Origin of the sequence: Solibacillus sp. FSL W7-1324 (genome assembly GCF_038008025.1) — a bacterium.
Taxonomy (GTDB): Bacteria; Bacillota; Bacilli; order Bacillales_A; family Planococcaceae; genus Solibacillus.
Window position 1 is genome coordinate 706,724 of the sequence record NZ_JBBOYH010000001.1, and the last position, 19,687, is coordinate 726,410.

Annotated in this window: 13 protein-coding genes; 8 read left to right on the forward strand and 5 right to left on the reverse strand. The window is 37.8% G+C overall.

The window, feature by feature from the left end:
- Nucleotides 1-45: 45 nt before the first annotated feature.
- Nucleotides 46-1,536 (forward strand): O-antigen ligase family protein, encoded by a 1,491-nt coding sequence (locus MKY71_RS03340; RefSeq protein ID WP_340731599.1) that lies wholly within the window; start codon nucleotides 46-48, stop codon nucleotides 1,534-1,536.
- Nucleotides 1,537-1,938: 402 nt separating this feature from the next.
- Entirely contained in the window at nucleotides 1,939-4,212 is a 2,274-nt protein-coding gene (locus MKY71_RS03345) for an S-layer homology domain-containing protein (protein WP_340731600.1), read from the forward strand.
- 595 nt (nucleotides 4,213-4,807) lie between these two features.
- Here MKY71_RS03345 and MKY71_RS03350 read toward each other — a convergent pair.
- A complete protein-coding gene (locus MKY71_RS03350) occupies nucleotides 4,808-5,755 on the reverse strand; it encodes a nuclease-related domain-containing protein (RefSeq protein WP_340731601.1) in 948 nt (315 codons plus the stop codon).
- A gap of 363 nt (nucleotides 5,756-6,118) precedes the next feature.
- Between MKY71_RS03350 and MKY71_RS03355 the strand changes: the two genes are divergently transcribed.
- From MKY71_RS03355 to MKY71_RS03370, 4 genes are all read left to right on the forward strand, one after another.
- Entirely contained in the window at nucleotides 6,119-7,261 is a 1,143-nt protein-coding gene (locus MKY71_RS03355; protein ID WP_340731602.1) for a polysaccharide pyruvyl transferase family protein, read from the forward strand.
- Nucleotides 7,261-8,349: a glycosyltransferase gene (locus MKY71_RS03360; RefSeq protein WP_340731603.1), complete on the forward strand. Its 1,089-nt coding sequence runs from the start codon at nucleotides 7,261-7,263 to the stop codon at nucleotides 8,347-8,349. The genes MKY71_RS03355 and MKY71_RS03360 overlap by 1 nt, the downstream gene beginning before the upstream one ends.
- Before the next feature lie 31 nt (nucleotides 8,350-8,380).
- Nucleotides 8,381-9,898, forward strand: a complete 1,518-nt coding sequence (murJ, locus tag MKY71_RS03365; RefSeq protein WP_340731604.1) for a murein biosynthesis integral membrane protein MurJ — start codon at nucleotides 8,381-8,383, stop codon at nucleotides 9,896-9,898.
- A gap of 312 nt (nucleotides 9,899-10,210) precedes the next feature.
- The gene (locus MKY71_RS03370) at nucleotides 10,211-10,807 is read left to right on the forward strand and encodes a TetR/AcrR family transcriptional regulator (protein ID WP_340731605.1); all 597 of its coding nucleotides are present in this window, start codon (nucleotides 10,211-10,213) and stop codon (nucleotides 10,805-10,807) included.
- Nucleotides 10,808-10,853: 46 nt separating this feature from the next.
- Here MKY71_RS03370 and MKY71_RS03375 read toward each other — a convergent pair whose 3' ends face one another.
- Both MKY71_RS03375 and brnQ read right to left on the reverse strand, forming a co-directional pair.
- Nucleotides 10,854-12,224: a S41 family peptidase gene (locus MKY71_RS03375; protein ID WP_340731606.1), complete on the reverse strand. Its 1,371-nt coding sequence runs from the start codon at nucleotides 12,222-12,224 to the stop codon at nucleotides 10,854-10,856.
- A 195-nt stretch (nucleotides 12,225-12,419) separates the two neighbouring features.
- Nucleotides 12,420-13,739 carry a branched-chain amino acid transport system II carrier protein gene (gene brnQ / locus MKY71_RS03380; RefSeq protein WP_339175244.1) on the reverse strand — a complete coding sequence of 440 codons (1,320 nt, stop codon included), beginning with the start codon at nucleotides 13,737-13,739 and terminating at the stop codon, nucleotides 12,420-12,422.
- A 306-nt stretch (nucleotides 13,740-14,045) separates the two neighbouring features.
- Between brnQ and MKY71_RS03385 the strand changes: the two genes are divergently transcribed.
- The gene (locus MKY71_RS03385; RefSeq protein WP_340731607.1) at nucleotides 14,046-15,047 is read left to right on the forward strand and encodes a C40 family peptidase; all 1,002 of its coding nucleotides are present in this window, start codon (nucleotides 14,046-14,048) and stop codon (nucleotides 15,045-15,047) included.
- A gap of 317 nt (nucleotides 15,048-15,364) precedes the next feature.
- Nucleotides 15,365-15,913 carry a C40 family peptidase gene (locus MKY71_RS03390; protein WP_339197685.1) on the forward strand — a complete coding sequence of 183 codons (549 nt, stop codon included), beginning with the start codon at nucleotides 15,365-15,367 and terminating at the stop codon, nucleotides 15,911-15,913.
- A 381-nt stretch (nucleotides 15,914-16,294) separates the two neighbouring features.
- Here the strand turns inward: MKY71_RS03390 and MKY71_RS03395 are convergent, their stop codons facing one another.
- Together MKY71_RS03395 and secA2 are read right to left on the reverse strand one after the other, a co-directional pair.
- Nucleotides 16,295-17,200, reverse strand: a complete 906-nt coding sequence (locus MKY71_RS03395; RefSeq protein ID WP_339197686.1) for an accessory Sec system S-layer assembly protein — start codon at nucleotides 17,198-17,200, stop codon at nucleotides 16,295-16,297.
- A 3-nt stretch (nucleotides 17,201-17,203) separates the two neighbouring features.
- Entirely contained in the window at nucleotides 17,204-19,564 is a 2,361-nt protein-coding gene (gene secA2, locus MKY71_RS03400) for an accessory Sec system translocase SecA2 (protein ID WP_340731608.1), read from the reverse strand.
- Nucleotides 19,565-19,687 lie beyond the last annotated feature (123 nt).

The following is a 19,687-nucleotide window of genomic DNA, read 5'->3' on the forward strand; positions in this document are numbered from 1 at the left end:
ATCTAAAAATAGAGAACTACATATAGGAAAGGGTTTGGGACATCTATGAATGACATTTCTGTCAAAATGAATAAAAAAGAGTGGCTCGAAATATTCGGGGCAATTCTTGTACTTGTGGCGGCCATACTGCTTCCGCCATCGATAGCGCAAATTAGTACAGCTATTTTCTTTCTACTTTTCGCATTTTTTAAGCCATTTCAAAGTTTAGTAATTTTAGTACCGTACGTTATTTTCCGTACATTCTTTATTGAACTGAACCCTGGTCTAAAACTCATCGGCGATTTAATTACAATCGTCGTATTGCTGCGTTTATTTTTATTAAATACGAAGAAATTTAAAACGTGGTTTCATTTTAAACCATTTGAATACTTCTTCTTCGCCTTTTTAATCTTCGGTGCAATCATTGGATACAAAAACGGTGTATCACTTGGTGCGATTGTTTTCCAATTACGTACATTCGGCGTTATGTATTTACTTTATTACATTTTAAGTCGCAGTGAACTGCCGAAAAACTTCCTTGTAAAAATAGCATGGGTTACTGTATTTTCAGGTGCCGTTATTTTCATTCAGGGGATTGTCGAAAAATTGTCGATGCGCCAATGGTTAATGCCGGAAGTATGGACGCAAAAAATTCTTTCTTCAACAAACTTCGTGCGTGTCTACGGTATGCTGAACAATCCAAACTCGTTGGCATTAGTGATGTTCTTTGCAATTGCCGCAGTATTTTTCCTGCGATGGGCATATAAAAATAATGAATTTAAATGGACGTTCCGTATTGCACAGGTCGCTTTCTTTGGAATGCTGTTATTGACACTATCACGTGGTACATGGATTTCAGCTTTCATGCTCGTCTTATTCTTTATCCTGCTATCTCGTAATTGGCAGTTATTGAAAAGAATTGCCATTTCATTTGTTGTGGCAATCGCGCTTATTTATTTCCCTGTAAACTGGGGAGTATCGTTTTTACAGAACTTAGGTGTGGAAAACACGGTAGCACCTGAGGAAATTTCAGGTGGAATCAGCAACCGCTTCACGGAAACATTCTCGGACGATACTTTGGAGCTTATGCAGGAAAGTGGTCGTATGTTCTACATCAAAAAAGGATTTGAAGTGCTGAAAGATTATCCGATTACAGGTGCCGGCTTTGGTACATTCGGTGGTTCGGCGACTTTATCATATGACTCGCCAATTTATGAAGAGTACGGTATCCGTTCTGATATTTACGGAGGCAAAAACTTCTATTCCGATAACCAATATATCCAGGTTATTGCGGAGACAGGAGCAGTCGGTGTTCTATTGTTTGCCGGATTCCTTCTTGCGATGGTATGGATGTACTGGAAAGAACGCAAAACAGTCTTCGGACAATATTTATTCGGGTTATGGTTTGCAACAGGTGTAGCAGGTTTCTTCTATAATATTTGGGAATTGAAAGTATATGTACTATTCTACTTTATTATCTTTGGAATATTTGCGAGTATGCGCACAATGTATCCAATGCTCAAGCTTAGCGATTACGAAAAACAAAAAGCAGAATAATCAAAGGACTATCTTCTTAGGGAGATAGTTCTTTTTTATTGATTAAAAGTTTACTGGAGGGCACTTATTCAAGCGAATTAATTAAATATAAAGGTATTTAGGATTAACAGGAGTTGATTGGAATGGAGGGCGGCAGACTCCTGCGGGAAAAGCGCGAGGGAGAGACTACAGGCTCGTGCCGCGGCCGTGGAAAGCAACCGCCCGTAATGGAAATCAACGGACTAAGTAGAAAGTATTTATATTATACTCTTTTACAATATGTAATTTTATGTTGAATAAAACGGTATTTTGTAAAATGTAACAAAAGATTAATAGTCTCGCACGCGGAAATTTGTTAAGGTTATAGATAGGACAATTAGAAAGGAAGGTGACTTGCTTCAAGTTAACAAGGAAGCACAATTTATGAAAACAAATAAATCTCTATTTATTGCAGTGCTCATGGTGTTTGCACTAATTTTCAGTACACCGCAATTTGCAAGTGCAGCACAATCGACAAATGACTCATACCCGCTTTCGACAGGGGTAAAATATTCAAACTATACACATAAAGGTTCTAAAACAAGTATAGTTAACCATTTAGAAGTAGATTTAACAGACTCTTTCACAAAGATTGGGTTAGGTTTACCATCTCCGGTTAATACCTTAATGACAACGACGCAGCATGCGAACAGTCATACAAAGGAAGGAAACCGGGTAGTTGGGGCGATCAACTCTAACTTTTATAATATGGGGGATGGCTATCCTTTATATTTAATTTCTCAATATAATACGATCGTGACACCAAGCGTTATTTCTGATTCAAGTTCGAACTATGTCAGCCAGCCGATTGCATTCGGTATTACAAAGGACGGATTTGGAGAGATCGCTTACTACAATAGTAAGATTAACGTTACATATAACGGTCAAACGAATGAAGTAAATGGTCTTAATGTAAAGCGTGGAACAGATGAAGCGATTGTTTATACACCGCAAAACCATAGTTCTATGACGCCGAACAACGGAAAAGGTATGGAATTTATCGTTGAAACTGGAAATACAATCGGTGCAACGAAATTCGGACAAACATTAACAGGTAAAGTCACTGCCATCCGCGGCTATGATGATGAAACAAAAACGAAAATTCCGCGTAACGGTTTCGTGCTTTCTTTTAACGGCTCAGCATGGGGCGATAAATACCGTGGAATTAAAGTCGGGGAAGAAATTTCAGTAAACTTTGGTATCGATGATCGTTGGATGGATGCACAGTTTATGATGGCAAGTGGTCCATTACTAGTATTGGACGGCAAAAAAAATCTGACAATCAATGAATCAAGTTCACGTGCTAGAGAAGTGGCACCACGTACTGCAATTGCAATCAGCAAAGATAAAAAGAAAGTACACTTAATTACAGTGGACGGTCGTATTAACTCAAGTGCTGGTATGACATTACCACAATTTGCGGATTATCTAGTAAGCCTTGGCTTTGACCGTGCGATTAATTTAGATGGCGGCGGTTCAACAACAATGGGTATTCGTAAATATGGCAGCAACACAGTCGTTTTAGCCAATACACCATCTGGAGGTACACAACGTCGCGTTTCTGCAATTATTGAAGCAATCAGTACAGCACCAACAACAAATACACCTAAATATATTCAAGTAAATCGTGATAAAGTAGGTACGCTATTAGTCGGTGCAACAGTGAAACTTACACCGAATTATGTGCTGGATGAGTATTACAACCCATTGGCAGTAAATGCAGGTGACTTTGTAGTAACACCACAAAATAATACAGTAACAGTCAATGGCTTAAGCTATACAGCTGTAGCACCTGGCTCTGAACGTATTACGGTTTCAAATAAAGGCGCAACACAAACAATTAGCTTCAATGTAGTGGATGCACCGGCTGGTCTTTCTATTTCAGGCGTTTCGGGTCCAATACAACCAAATGCATCGCTTCAATTAAAAGCAAATGTAACAGGCGCAAATAATGAAACACTAATTTATAACGATTCGCAAATTAAATGGACTGTTGATGGAAACATGGGTACAGTATCCAGCACAGGTCTTTTCAAATCAAATGGTAAAGAAGGAACTGCCCGTGTAACGGCGACATTAGGAACAAAATCTGTTTCTAAGGAAATTGTTATAAAGGCTGTTGAACAACCATTATTCAAAGATATTTCTGTAAACAATGTTTATAAAACTGAAATAAAATATTTAGTTGATAATAACTTAATTAGCGGTTATCCGGATGGTACATTCAAACCAGATATAGCATTAAACCGTGGTCAGGCAGCGGTATTGCTGACTCGTGCATTAGGCTTATCGACAAAAGATGTACCAAACCCTGGATTTAGCGACTTATCAACAAAGAGCACATATTATGGTGCGGTTGCGGCAATTGTACAAGCAGGCATCATGAGTGGTACTGGTGACGGCAAGTACGAACCGGGCAAACCATTAACTCGTGCGCAAATGGCAAAAATTCTTGTTGAGGCCTATAAGTTAACAGGCACTACTACTTCGAAATTTAAAGATGTAAGTACAAAGCACTGGGCATACGATTATATTCATACGCTGGCAGCAAATGAAATTACGACAGGTTATGAAGATAATACGTACAAACCAAGTCAAGAAGTATCACGCGTGCACTTTAGCTTATTCTTATACCGCACAATTACACAAAATAAATAAGAGAGAACCTTTGTAAAATTGCAGCGAGGAATCGCAACTTTTACAAAGGTTTTTTTATGGGGAAAAAGAAGGTATTGGGGAAGGGGGGGGGGAGAGTGAAGTGAGGTGAGGTTGGTACGGAGAGTTTTAGTGCGTGGAGTGAGTTTGATGGGGAGATGTAAGTAATAGTTGCGCTGTTGTAGGAAATATAGGATGTTTTTGCGCGGAAGTAGAATGCTTAGACGAGAATGTAGAACTTCGCACCAAGAAAGTAGAACGATTTACGAGTAAAGTAGAAAGTTTCACTCGAAAAGTAGAACGGGTTGCGAGTAATAGCCGAGTTGTCGCTGAAAGTAGAATATTGTGGTGTGAAAGTAGAATGTTTAAGAAAATAAGTAGAACTTCGCACCAAGAAAGTAGAACGTTTTACAGGTAAAGTAGAAAGTTTCACTCGAAATGTAGAACACGTTGTGAGTATGCGCCGATTTCTCAGTGAAAATAGAGTGTATCAGAACCCCGCTCCAAAAAAGTTGAACTCTACCCCGAAAATCGAGAAGAATATACTTTGTAAGTAACTCATCACCTCCTTAAAGTAGAAATCACATAAGAAAATTTACTATTCATTTTTTCTTTCTAAAATATCTTCAGGAATTAAGTGATATACACCACGTCCTTTGCCAAATTGCTCAAATTTTAAGCGCTTCAGCAGTTTTGAAGTAACTGCTTTACAGTCGATCCCAACAAATTCCCTCAATTCACGATTAGTAATGCGGTCTCCGATTAATAGTCGATATTGATGTAACGCTAAAAAGATAGCTTCTTTACTTTTCACGCCGCAGTGTGGGCAGATCCACAATCCGTGATGATAATACATGACATGTTGAAAGTCGCATTTCTGGCAAAGGACGCCATTTCGTAAACGATCTTTTCCCACGTTCTTCCTATAAGGAAGCCGGCGCGAGATAGCCACTAATTTTCTTTCCAAATCCATTAAATTAACTGTTGATTCACCATTGATTTCATATAATTTTTCTAAAAAATTTGGCAAGCCGCTTAAATGAATAATTGGATAACCATTTAAGGATGAATCCAATTTTGTTCTTAAATTAGCATTGATCACAATATACAAAACGGGCAATGAGATCCCCCATTTTGATAATAAATACGATATATATAACTGGTGCCGATAAGCTTGATCAAATGGATTTTTGAAGTTTTCTATAACCCCTTCCTCAGTTTGACGGGCGAATTCATGAAATGCAGGTTTATAAAATAATGTACCTGAAATTTGTTTGACCTCGACAACGAGAAGAAATCTTGTCGTAATTATAAGGGCGTCAATCTGATGAGAAAAACCCTTTTCATTTAAACACTCAAAGTTATAGAAAATTTTATAGGGGCCAGGAAAATGGTAATCCGCTAATGTTCTCTGCATTTTTAATTCACCTGCAAGTCCAGCTTGGGCGCGATAGTAAGCCTGTTGATAAGAGGGAAATTCTTCATCATCAACTTTTAATCTAGAAATAATGGCTTCCAAATAGACAAGTTTTTCAGTCCTATACAATAAATCACCTCTACTCGGGCATTGAGACGAAATCTCTATGACAGCAATGTATCTGAAAATTTCTAAGCTTGCAAATGGCCGGAAAAAGTCATTTAGTGCATAAATTCAATTTCAAAAAGTAAAAATGAAACTAATCTTATATATAAACCGTCTCATTAACGAAAAACTACAAATTTAATATTATTTTTCTTGTTGGGAAATAGTGTGTTCTTGCCATTGGAAATATCGTTTCAAACAGACATTATGATATACTGAAAATACGAATCATAACGCAAAACACATCTACTATAGATGTGTTTTTCAAATGAAAAATGAAATAAGCCAAGCGCATCGATACGCTTGATTCAAAGGATGATTAAATAAATGAAAATTGGTATTGTAGGAAATTACGGAAATGATAATAACGGAGATGAGGCGATTTTATTAAGTATTATTCGCCAGCTTCAGAAGGTATTTAAAATAGACACAAAAAATATTACGGTATTTAGTAATAATCCTAAACAAACCGCTGAACGTTATACTGTGCAAAGTTACCCTTTATACTACAAAAACGGTAATGCCGTAAAAACATTTATGAAGACATTTAAAGAAAATTCAAAAGTCGTGAAAAACCTTGATTTTGTCGTAATCGGCGGCGGCGGTATTTTAATGGATCTATATAAGCGTGAAGCGCCGTTATACGGTTCTTATGCGATGATGGCCAAAAATAATAATGTACCGTATGTTGTGTACGGCTGTGGTGCTGGTCCGCTCAACACAGGTTTAGGGAAATGGTTTATCCGTTATATGGCCAAGCATGCACAGAACATCTCAGTGCGTGACCCGCAATCACAACAGCTCCTTAAAACAATAGGTGTAAAACGTGATGTTCCTGTTATTGGAGACCCTGCATTTAGTTTAGAAGTAGAACGTTCAGATTATAGTGAAAAACCAAAATCGGTTGGGGTTACAGCAGTTCCCTACTATAATGCTTCATACTGGCCAACAGGCGATGAGACAAAATACGAAAACTATATTGATGGAATGGCGAAAAACCTGGACCGTCTAATTGAAGAGCATGATGTCGACGTGACATTTTTTGCGACAAAATATCCGCAAGATGCTGATGTGACAAAGGATATCCAAGCTAAAATGAAGCATCCGGAAAATACAAAAATTATTGATGAAAACTTGCCGCCGCAGCGTATTTTACAAATTACGTCTACATTTGATGTGCTGATCGGTACAAGACTTCATTCATTAATATTAGCAACAGATGCGAAAACGCCGATTATCGGTGTGTCATATCATGTGAAGGTTAATGACTTTTTACAAATGGCAGGGCTAGGAAACTATTCATTACCGATTGATTCGCTTCATGAATCGGACGAGAAGTTTGCGATGCTTTTTAACGATATGGCAGTAGATTGGAACGGTGCACAAAACTTAGCGGCTCGTACAAATGCATCATTTAAAGAAAAATCAGCATTAGGGGAGCAGCTTTTAAAAGAAGGTGCGAAAAAGTAATGAAAAAAGTATTCGTCATTAGCAATATGTACCCTTCAAAGGAACATTTAGCTTACGGCATTTTCGTGAAAAATCAGGTCGAGCAACTGGAACGAGAAGGAATCGAAACAGTGCTCGCGGTAAATACCAATCCCGCCACAGGGAAGAAAAATGTAATTTTAAAATATTTAAAATGGGCAAAGCAGTTTATGCGAGTTTTCCGTGCAAACAAGCGGAATATTTCATTAACACATAGCCATTACGTATTTCCGAGCGGGATGTTCAGCTACTATTTAAAAAAGCGCCACAATATTCCTTATATCGTAACAGCACATGGTGGCGATATTAATAAAATGGCCAAAAAAGGCGGGCAAATCCGCGAGTTTACCGAGAAGATTTTACAGTCTGCCGATCATGTCATTGCAGTAGGAGAAGAGCTTGCTGCAACGATTGAAACAACTTTCCATGTTGAAAACGATAAAATTTCGGTGATGAGCATGGGAATTGATCGTACGGTATTCAAAGAACCGGAAGATAAAAAACAAACTGCAAAAGAGTTAGGAATGGATCCGAATAAGACAAACTTTTTATTCGTAGGCAATATCATACGGGAAAAGGGCGTTACAGAACTTGTAAGAGCATTCAATAAAGTTGCTGAAACACTTCCGGAGCAAGCCGCTCTTTATTGTGTCGGTTCGACAAAAGATAGCAATTTTACTAGTAAAGTAAAAGAGCAGGCTAAGGACAACACAGCGATTCACTTCATCGAACCAATGCCGCAGCAGGAATTGGCACGTTATTTCCAGGCGGCAGATATTTTCGTCCTGCCTTCTTATATTGAAGGTCTGGGATTAGTAGCTTTAGAGGCAATGAGCTGCGGCACACCCGTCATTGCATCGGACGTTGGAGGACTGCATTATATGCTGGCGGATGGAGCAGGGGTATTAGTACCTCCTAAAGACGAGATTTTACTGCAGTTGGCACTAGAAAATGCCGTGAAAGACGGAATTGCAGTGAATGAAGCACGAATTGCAGAGCTGCTTCATACGCATGATGCAAAAAATATTATTGCACGTTTAAAAGAGCTCTACACAACATACGCGAAATAAAGTAATTGTAATTAAAGGAATGTGATAAGCGTTGAAAGGAATTTTAAAAATAATAGGAGCAGTCGCGGTTATTAATATTTTAGCGCGTCTGGTCGGCTTTGCCCGTGAAACATATATCGGGATTGAATTTGGTACAACTGTATATTCAGATAGTATTATTAATGCTTATACAATTCCAAACTTTTTATATTTAGTTATCGGCGGAGCGTTTACGACAGCGTTTATATCTATTTACCATAAGACATCATCGAGCCTTACGGAATATATACAGCGAACGTTTACAACAATTGTCGTTTCGATTACGCTCATTGTCATTTTATTTATGGCGTTGGCTGATCCGATATTAATGCAGTTTTTCCAAGTTGAGGATCAGGCAGAGTACGAAATGCTGCGCTCACTATACTACTGGATGATGCCATCGACGATTGTGCTTGTTTTATCGACTTGGATGAGCGGTATTTTAAATGTGCAGGGTCGTTATCATTTATCGGCATTTTCCGTACTTATTTATAACGGTTCATTTTTACTCGTATCCGTAATCCTATCGATCACAATGGGACCGATCGGAATGGGAATCGGGGCACTAGTCGGAGCGATTTGTATGTTCCTGTTCCTTGTATTCGGGGTTCGGAATGTTAAAGAAATGTCTTTCAAGCCAAATTTTAAACAGGCTGAAGATCAGAAAATGCTATGGAGAGTTGCGTTGCCGATTATGCTTGGCGGTGCGACGGCACAGCTTTATATTTTAATTCAACGGTTCTTTACGAATATGCTGGAAGCCGGTGTACCATCGGCGATGAACTATGCAACGAAAATGTCCCAGTTCCCGCAGGCGATTTTAATGACTGCTGTAACGACGGTTATTTTCCCGTTACTCAGCAAAAAAGAGGGAGAAGGGGATACAGAGTCGGTAAAACAGCTTTATGTTCGCGGGATGCGTTTATTATATTTACTCGTATTGCCTGTTTCGGTGTTCTTCTACTTCCAGGCAGAAGGTGTTGTCCGCATCATATTTGAATATAAAGAATTTGGTGCAGCATCTACAGCAATTACAGCGCCATTGCTGCAAGTATTCAGTACGACGATGTTCTTCCTTGCTGCCAACACGTACATTACACGTTTCTACTATGCGAAAGGTAACTCCGTGTTACCAATGATTTTCAGTATTTTAACGGTATTCGGTGTAAATATTGCGGTTGTAATGGCGACAATCGATGAAATGGGTGCGAATGCAGTTGCCTTAGGGACGTTGATTAGTGCCATCGTAAACTTCCTGTTGCTTGTCATAGTGCTTCAAAGTAAGTATCAGTTAAAACTTCTGGACAAAAACATCGGTCAGCTGTTTAAGTTGATCATCATTGGACTGATTTTTGTCGCTATTAACTGGGCAATTGCACAATGGATTGTCATTGATCAGAAATGGCTTCATATAATTGCTACTTTTATTGTTGCATCAATCAGCTATATGTTATTACTGTTTGCGTTCAAGATGGATGAGCTGCAGCAAATTACTGGTAAAGTAAAAGGTAAGATTTCAAGAAAAAATTAATTTGATGAAGCGCGTATCCTTAAATTTTATAGGATACGCCTTTTTAATATCTCCTGACTAAGGCAGCGATAAAAAAAAATTTTCCCTTTTCGCTCATGCTATTTATCCACATAACAGGACAATTTATGGATAATTAAATATAAATTATTGCTAAGTTATGTCAATTGGACGCTGATATTAAGGAGAAATGTTAGTTATACGACGGAAAACTTTATTTTAAAAAAACTTTACTATATAATCATAAGTGGAATAATTTTGGAATTTAATATAAATACTAAACATCTAAAATAGAGATAAGGGTGGAGAAGTAGTATGGCAAGAGGACGACGTGTAAATTCATGCGGTGAAAAAAGTAAAAAATTATTATTGGAAAAAGCAATTGAGCTATTTTCTACATATGGTTATCATCAAACAAAAATCAGTGATATTGTGAAATCGGCAAATTTAACACAGCCGACCTTTTATCTATATTTTCAAAGTAAAGAAACATTATTTAACGATTTAAATGAGAAATTCCACAATGAATTAACTGATATTTTTTCTAGTTCAGCTAATGGCATAAATGACGGAAAATTCGGAATCGATCTTATTCAGGGAAGCCTGACACATATTTTTAATTATTTTATCGAAAATCCTAACTTAACGAAAATCGGTTTTTATGAAGCAGAGCAATCAACGGCCGTGAAGGAAATGCTCGTTTCTAAACTAATACATATCCTTAACACACAATTAAATGATTCCAATGTTGTAAAGCTGGTGGATGTTACTATTCTGGCAGAAAGTCTTGTTGGTTCGGTGGAAAGACTGACATTGACAAATTTACTTACGAAAAAAACGGATCCGGAACAGCTGGCAAAAGATATTTGCATGATTTATTTTGCAACGGAACTAAGTTTAGTACACTCGTGAAATTGAAAGAGACGATTGCCAATGCGCAAATCGTCTCTTTTTTCGTTTACTGTTTTGTTGTTACATGTAAATAAACACCGGTTTTTAAATTTTTGCCTTTTTCATTTTTCACTTTAGGATGAACGATAAGGGCATATTCCTTGCCGGCTGTTAACTCTTTTGCTGGTGTTACAACGAGCTGTTGACCTGATAATTTGTACGTGGTTTTTACGGTATCTGCACCTAACTCGACTAGTTCAACGGAAGAAGATGCAAGATCTTTTGCCAGTTTAGCGGAGAACTTGATCGTGAAAGTTTTATTTAATGGAACATTCTTTAATGCAGCAAGTTCTTTATAGTTTTTTAAGTTTGAAGCGATTGTGTCATAATGTGCCTGATAAAGCGGGTCACTCACTGTTTTAATATGTGGTTTAACCCCGACTTCATTTATTTTCGTGCCGTTTGGACCATAAAAATGACCTACTGTTAATTTTAGAAAGCTGCCATCTTCAAGCTCATAAAAGGCCTGCATGGAACCTTTCCCGTAAGTTGTTTCTCCGTAAAGCGTGACTGCTTTTTGGTCAGCAAGTGCTGCTGCAGTCATTTCAGATGAACTTGCACTATATCTATTTACTAGCATTTTCGTATTTTCAGGGAATGTCGTCGATTGCTTCATCGAACGTACAATAGACGTCCCCGAAGTTTCCTTCAGTTTGTATGCATACGTGGCATTCGGAAACATTCCGATAAGCTGTTCTGCTGCTGTAACATAGCCCCCTCCGTTATTTTGCAAATCGAAAATAAATGATTTTGCCCCTTTATTTTTCAAATCGCGAATTGCTTTCGATACAAGGCTTGCCGTATCATTTGAAAATGAATTCAATGAAATATAGCCCGTATTTCCGTACAAAATCTTTGTTTCCACATTAGGAAGAGAGAAAGATTTACGTGTTAATTTTTTCGTTAAAACAGTGCCGTCTTCACGTGTAACCGTAATTGAGACTGTTGTATTTGCCGCTCCCTTTATACGGGAAGAAGCCTGGTCGATAGTTAGATCAGCAACAGGTTTCCCATCGATCTCTGTGATGATATCGCCAACTTTTAGACCTGCATTTTTTGCACTGCCACCATCAATCAGTTCGGAAATCTGAATACCGCTTTCTACTTTCTCAATGACGACACCGATACCTACAGTAGTAAGGTCCACGCCATTAATAAACTCATCGAATTCTTCCGGCGTAAAATAAGCAGAATAGGGATCGAGCATTTCTGCCAGTTGCTCAAGGCTTGTGGCATGATTGATGTCACCGCTAACATTCCCTACATAGTTTTCCTTAACAATCTGTTTTGCCTCATCTAAAGGAGCACCTAGTACTGTTAAAGGCACAGCCAGGCACATGATGAAAAACAGTATTGCTGATAAATGTTTTTTTAGCATGAGTCCACCTCATCAATTTTATTTTTCTATAATGTAATGCGTAATGCCATGATAGGGATATTACCATATTTTATCATGAAAACTTCCCGGATTTATGGGGAGGATAAAAAATATTTTAAGCTATTATTAGTCAATAAAAGAGGGTAAGTTACAAGTTTTTACACTTATAACTTACCCCCTAAAAGATAGTTAAACTTATTTTCGTTTTGCTAAATACATAATGTAGCCGATAACACCGCCGACTAATGCAGGGACAACCCATGCGATGCCTTGCTCATAAAACGGGAAGATTGATAAAAAATTATCGTATGCTTCAATTTCAAAGCCGGCAGTTTTGATACCATCATAGATTGCAACAATACCTGTGAAAATTAAAGCCATACCATATACGCTCGGTGCGTGGTTGAATAAATTTCCGAATAGTGCAAAAACCATTAACACAATGGCGAACGGATAAATTGCAACTAACACAGGTAACGACAATTTAATTAAATCAGCTAATCCGAAGTTTGAAACACCGAAGCTGAATAATGCGAAAATCACTAAGTATGTTTGGTAAGAAATTTTCGGGAAAATCTTATTGAAAAATGTTGCGTTTGCAGATAAAAGACCTACAGATGTTGTTAAACAAGCTAAAATGATAACCGCTGATAAAATAATTTTACCGGCTTGTCCGTATAGCTGCTGTGCTGCCAAAGAAATAATTGTACCGCCATCTTCATGGAAGCCAATAGCCGATGTACTTGTTACCCCAATGTAACCTAACGATACATAAACAAATGCTAAACCAATTGCAGCGACAATCCCTGCGAAAATTGTAATTTTAACCTGTCTTGCTCTGTCCGTTATGCCACGGCCAACTAATGATTGAACAATAACAATCCCGAATACGAGTGATGCAAGTACGTCCATCGTTAAGTAACCTTGAATGAACGATTCACCAAATGCGTTATTAATATATGGCCCCTGCGCTTCACCAGCTTCGCCTAATGGAGTAATGACGGCTTTAATCGCAAGTAAACAAATAACGATTAGAAGAGCAGGTGTTAAAATTTTACCTACACGGTCGACGATTTTTGTAGGGTTATATGCTAAGTAGAATGTGATTCCGAAAAAGATAAGTGTTGTAATGAATAATGGAACCCAGCTACCTTTCATTGCTTCTGATAAAAATGGTTCCACACCGATTGAATATGATACAGCGCCAGTACGTGGAATCGCAAAGAATGGTCCGATTGATAAGTAAATTATCGAAGTGAAAATTATGCCGAAATACGGATTAATTCGGCCAGCCAATACTTCTAAATCTCCGCCGTTTTTTGCTACGGCAATAATACCTAATAGAGGCAGCCCAACTCCTGTTATTAAAAATCCGATCATGGATATTACAATATTTTCCCCTGCCATTTGACCTAATTGTGGTGGGAATATAATATTACCTGCACCTAGGAATAATGCAAATAACATAAAACCTACCGCGATATTCTCACGGAAAAAACTTGACTTGCTATTCATGTTGACTAAACTCCTTTAATTTGAAAATACAAAGTTTTCTAAAAATTTAAATCTTTCAACAAGAACTAATTCTATCATATAATTATTAAAATACAAGCTTATTTTCAGAAAACAAATTGCGCCAATTCAGTAACTATGAAATGTTTTTGAACTTCTATTTCCGATTATTAATATATGAGTATAATAATAAGGAAGAAAATGAATTTATCTGTAGAATTTTCTCAAAAAAAGAGGGTTGAATACTCTATTAAATATTAAGTAAAATAGAGTAAAATTTAGTTTCAGTGAAATGGGGGAGTTTTCATATTGAATAAGAAATGGAAGGTAGTGTTGACAGGTTTAACGTTTTCACTAGCCTTATTCGTCGCACCAGATGCCGAAGCGTCCACTTATACGGTGAAACATGGCGATACGTTAACAAAAATTGCGAAAGCGCACAATACGACGATCAATCAGCTTAAACAATGGAACAACCTATCTCAGGATCGCATTTTTATCGCACAAAAACTGGTTGTTGCGCCAGCAAAAAGTGCAGTAAATGCAGTGAGCAAATCACCGGCAGTAACCAAAGCGGCTGCTGCAACAACTGCACCAAAAACGACGGCAGTTTCTGTTGTAGAGGAAAAAGTTGAAAGTCCGCAAAATACAGTATCTCATACGGTTATAAAAGGGGATAATTTAACAAAGATCGCTAAAAAGTACAGTATCTCGGTAGCAAGCATTAAACAGTTGAACAATTTAAAATCTGATGCGATTAAAGTTGGTCAAAAGCTGACAATCAGCCAGCAGACAACTAAAGACTTGGCTGTTGAAGCTCCTTCTGCCAAAACAGTAGAGGCAGAAATTAATTTCAGTCAAACAGCAGACGAAGCGATTGAAAAACAGTTAAAGAAGGAAGTTGCACTGCCGGGGAAGGTTTCCCAACAAACAGAGCGCCTATACGGACAAGCTATTCAAGCGGCTAACGCTGTATTAGGTACACCTTATAAATATGGCGGAACAACAATAGAAGGATTTGACTGCAGCGGCTTTGTAAACTACATATTTAATTCAGTCGGAGTCCAGATGGATCGTAAAAGCAGCCTTATGTATTTCGAACAGGATACGACAAAAGTGACGCAACCTGTACCGGGTGATTTAGTATTTTTCAAAAATACATTTATCCCGACGATTTCACATATGGGTATCTATTTAGGGAACAATGAATTTATCCATGCGGGATCGAAAGGTATTACGATTTCTAATGTTCAGGAAAAATATTGGGCTGAGCGCTTTGTCGCATATAAACGACTTAATAATTTAAAATAATAGGATGAAGAACTAGTGTGTGTTGTTGAAAAAGCACATATTAGTTCTTTTTTTGTTACAGGAATTCATCGTAATATTACAAATGTTACGAAAAACGCTTTGAATATTGATTAATATTACAATTAATAGCGGTAATTGTTTGGATATTAGTTTAAAATCCCTATTAAAAATAGGTTCTTTGGCAATGTTTGAAGTTATTTCAAAACGGGTAAATGTAACTTTGTTGTTACATAACTGTAATGTTATAAAATAGAATCCCGTGTTAACCTAATATCAATTAAGTTTTCAGAAAATTATTAATTGGTTGGAGGAACACGATGGATTACTTGAAATTATTACGCAACACCGTACTAACTTTGGCAGCAGCCTTCGTAATTTTCTTCGCACCGGTAAATGAAAATGAAGCTTCTGCAGAAACGGCTTACTCAATTGATGAGTTAAAAGAAGTCTCTTCAAAATATTTAGGAGTTCGCTATTCATACGGCGGTACATCAGCAAAAGGCTTTGACTGCTCAGGCTATGTACGTCATGTATTTAAAGAACTAGGCATCACATCACTGAATCGCACATCTTCAGAAATGTACACACAAGGTACGAAAGTTAAGAAAGCCGACCTTGAGCCAGGCGATTTAGTATTTTTCAACACATCAGGCAAACGCATCTCTCATGTAGGGATTTACATTGGTTCAGGAAAATTCATTCATGCTTCTACAAGCAAGGGTGTTATTAAAACAAGCATTAACGACAAATATTACTGGGGGAAAAAGTACGTAGGTGCTAAACGTATCGCGAACTTCTCCACAGCAGAAGCGATTGTAGCGGCTGCAGACGATTCAGATGTAGACAATACACCAGAAGCAGAATAATACATAGATTATACACACTACTACATACTGCAAAATTCGTAATTACAATCTCTCACCTTTATAGGGTGGGGGATTTTTTAGTTTGTTTCGAAATAAAGAATGGGTATTGATTGTGAGTTTGAGTTCTGCTTTTGAGTCAAGTGTTGGTAGATTAATAGATGGAACTGTGATGAAGAGGGTACATTTTAAGTAAATAATTCCACATTAGCCTCGAAACATTCTACATAACCTCTGAAATTTCCACATTATTAGCGCTTCGTTCTATATATACAAAGAAATGTTCTACTTTTCTCGTAAAAGTGTCAATTATAATCAGGATGCACCATAAAAAAACAGCATCCGGAAGCCAAATAAATGACTTCCAGATGCTGCATATTAAAACTATTGTGGAACGCGAGCTGTCCAGCGAGAAAGGTCAATACCTTTAACTGTTACTAATTCTTTAGGGAAGATGAATGTCCAAGGTTTTGTCGTATTAGGTTGTACTGATAAGACAGGATCTAATTTAAACGAACCTTTTGCAACTACGACATTGCGTGCATCCATAATTTCAAGAGGTAACTGTTCCAGGTTAATGGCCTTATCATGACCATTACGAATGAAAATAGATGCGTGTAAACTGCCATCATTATTCATCTTAGCTTGCAAACCTGTAAAGTTTACTTCTGTTTTTCCTAACTTCGGTAAACCTTTCACAATTTCTGCTAATTTTTCTTGTTGATCTTCTGGTAATTGTTTTTTCCAAGTTTCATCCAAATCTAATTGGTGACCGCGTAATGAAAGCAAATTGAATGAAATTTTCCAACCTTCTTCAGGTACTTCGTCTGCTGTAATTGAAGAAGCAGGGAAGGTGAATATCCAAGGGCGTGCACTTTCTGCTGGAATGACACCAAGTTCTTTGAAATCAAAGTAATGTGAAGCGATACGGTTATCGTCTTTATCTAAAATTAATAATTCGATTTCGCCTAATTCAATAGCCTCGGATAATGAAGAACGGAAAAATGCTTTTACATTCCATGATCCGTTTGCAAGTGATGGCTCAATATTAATTGCAGCCAATGATAATTGATTTGGCTTTAATGGTGCTAAATCATTTGCCAGGAAGTTAAATACATACTTTTGCTCTTGTGGAACATCCCATTCAGGATGGAATGACAATTTTGTTATGACATCACGGTCAGCACCTTTTTTAGAAGTTTCATCAGATGTTTTTACAACAGATGATGAATCTACAGCACTGTCTTTACCTACTTTGTCACCTTTTTTAAATAAATCAAATAAACCCATATGCTATTCCTCCACATTCATCGTAATGTTTTTCATAAATGTTACAAGCTCTTCTACAATTGTGCGGCGAAGTTCCTGATAGTTTTTACCGAATAATTCTAATCCTTCGCGTTGATAAATACGCATTGGATCTTCTTGCTGATAATGACGTAACCCGATTCCTTCTTTTAAGTGGGCCATTTGTTCTAAATGTTTTACCCACATATGATCGATGAAACTTAGCATTACCTTAGGAATAACCGCCATAATTTGTTCATTTTCCTCAAAGCTTTCAATTACCGCTTTTAATTGCTTAACTGGAGGATCCATTGTATCTAGTAAATTTTTGACCTTTGTTTCATCACGATCTACTTTGACTGGTTCAATAAATAAGGAATTTACGGTTTTCTCCATTTTATCGAAGTCCCACTCAGCAACATCTTTATCCTCGGGTGCATTTTCACGAACAGCAAAATCCACCGTTTCATACATCATTCGAACTAACAGAGGAATAATATCCTCATTTTTCAAGACTCTGTCACGTAAATCATACACAATGCGACGTTGTTCATTAATAACATCGTCCAGTTTTAAATTGTATTCACGCATTGAGAAGTGAGCGCCTTCAACGATACGTTGTGTACGTTCGATCAGCTCTGTCACTTCTTTATTTTGAATTAACCCGATTTCATTCGTTGTCATTTTCTTGCGGAACTTCTCGACATCATCTTTAGCAAAACGCTTGAACATGTCGTCTTCAATCGAAAGGATGAACTGACTTTCACCTAAATCCCCTTGACGACCGGAGCGTCCACGCAACTGGTTATCTACACGACGGCTTTCATGCTTTTCGGTACCGATTACAAATAAACCGCCAAGCTCTTCAACGCCTTCACCTAATACGATATCCGTACCACGTCCAGCCATATTTGTTGCAACGGTAATACGACTTTTTTGTCCTGCTTCCGAGATTAACTCAACCTCTTGTTCGACTGTTTTCGCATTTAATAATTGGAACTGTAATCCGTGTTTTTTCAAGTAATCCGCTACTTTTTCGGATTGTAGAATAGAAGTTGTTCCTACTAGTACTGGCTGTCCATTTTTATGGCGGCGCAATACTTCCTGAGCCACATACTCATATTTTTGCTCGATTGTTTCAAATACGATATCAGGCTGGTCCAAGCGACGACGCGGACGGTTTGTCGGTATTTGAATAACACGCATACCGTAAACTTCTAAAATTTCTTTTTCCTGAGTTTTAGCAGTACCTGTCATCCCTGATAACTTAGGGTACATACGGAAATAGTTCTGAATTGTTACTTGGGCCTGTGCTTTGTTTTCCTCAGTGATTGTCACGCCTTCTTTCGCTTCGATCGCCTGGTGTAAACCGTCAGATAGTGAACGGCCTTCCATAATACGGCCAGTAAACATATCAACTAATTCAATTTTGTCTTCACGTACGATGTAATCAACGTCACGTTCAAACATAACGTGTGCACGTACTGCCTGAATTACGTAATGGTATAGTGTTTGATGTTCCAAATCGTATAAGTTATCAACACCAAAAGCCGCTTCAACTTTTTCAATTCCTTGATCAGTTAACGAAGTTGCTTTTGTTTCGTCATCGAAATCATAATCTTCCTCAACCTTGAAACGTTTCGCTAACATTGCAGCAATGCGATGCAGTTCTTCGTTTGCTCCCATTTTACCAGCAATGATTAAAGGTGTTTTCGCTTCGTCGATCAATACAGAATCCACTTCATCGATGATTGCGAAGTGGTATGGTCGCTGTACTTTATCGCCAATTGTATGTGCCATATTATCACGTAAATAATCGAAACCGAATTCCGTCCCGACACCGTATGTAATATCCGCATTATACGCTTCCTTTTTATCTCCTGGTTCCATCATCGGAACATTCAGCCCAACTGTTAATCCTAGGAAACGGTGGATTTGACCGATTAATTCGAAGTCACGTTTTGCAAGGTAATCGTTTACCGTAATAACATGTACACCTTTACCCTCCAATGCGCGTACGTAAGATGGAAGTGAGGCAACAAGTGTTTTACCTTCACCAGTCGGCATTTCGGCAATATTACCTTCAGTAAGTACAAGACCACCGATTAGCTGCACATCAAAGTGGCGCATGTTTAATACACGTTTAGAAGCTTCACGGACAACAGCAAATGCGTCAGGAATAATATCAACGAGCTCTGTTCCGTTTTCTAGACGTTCTTTAAATGTAAATGTCATATTGCGAAGTTCTTCGTCAGACATGGGACTATATGTTGCTTCGAGGCTGTTAATCTGCTCTACTGTTTTGTAGTATCTCTTGAGCTCTCGAGCACTTGTTTGCTCTTTATTACGTTTGAAAATTGAGAACATTATTTTACTCTCCTTTGAAATTGGCTACTTTAATATAGTAGACACTTCGTTATTTTATCAAATAATGCACAAAAAGACTACTGACCAAAAGGGAATTCATAGGAGCAATATAAATAATCTGGA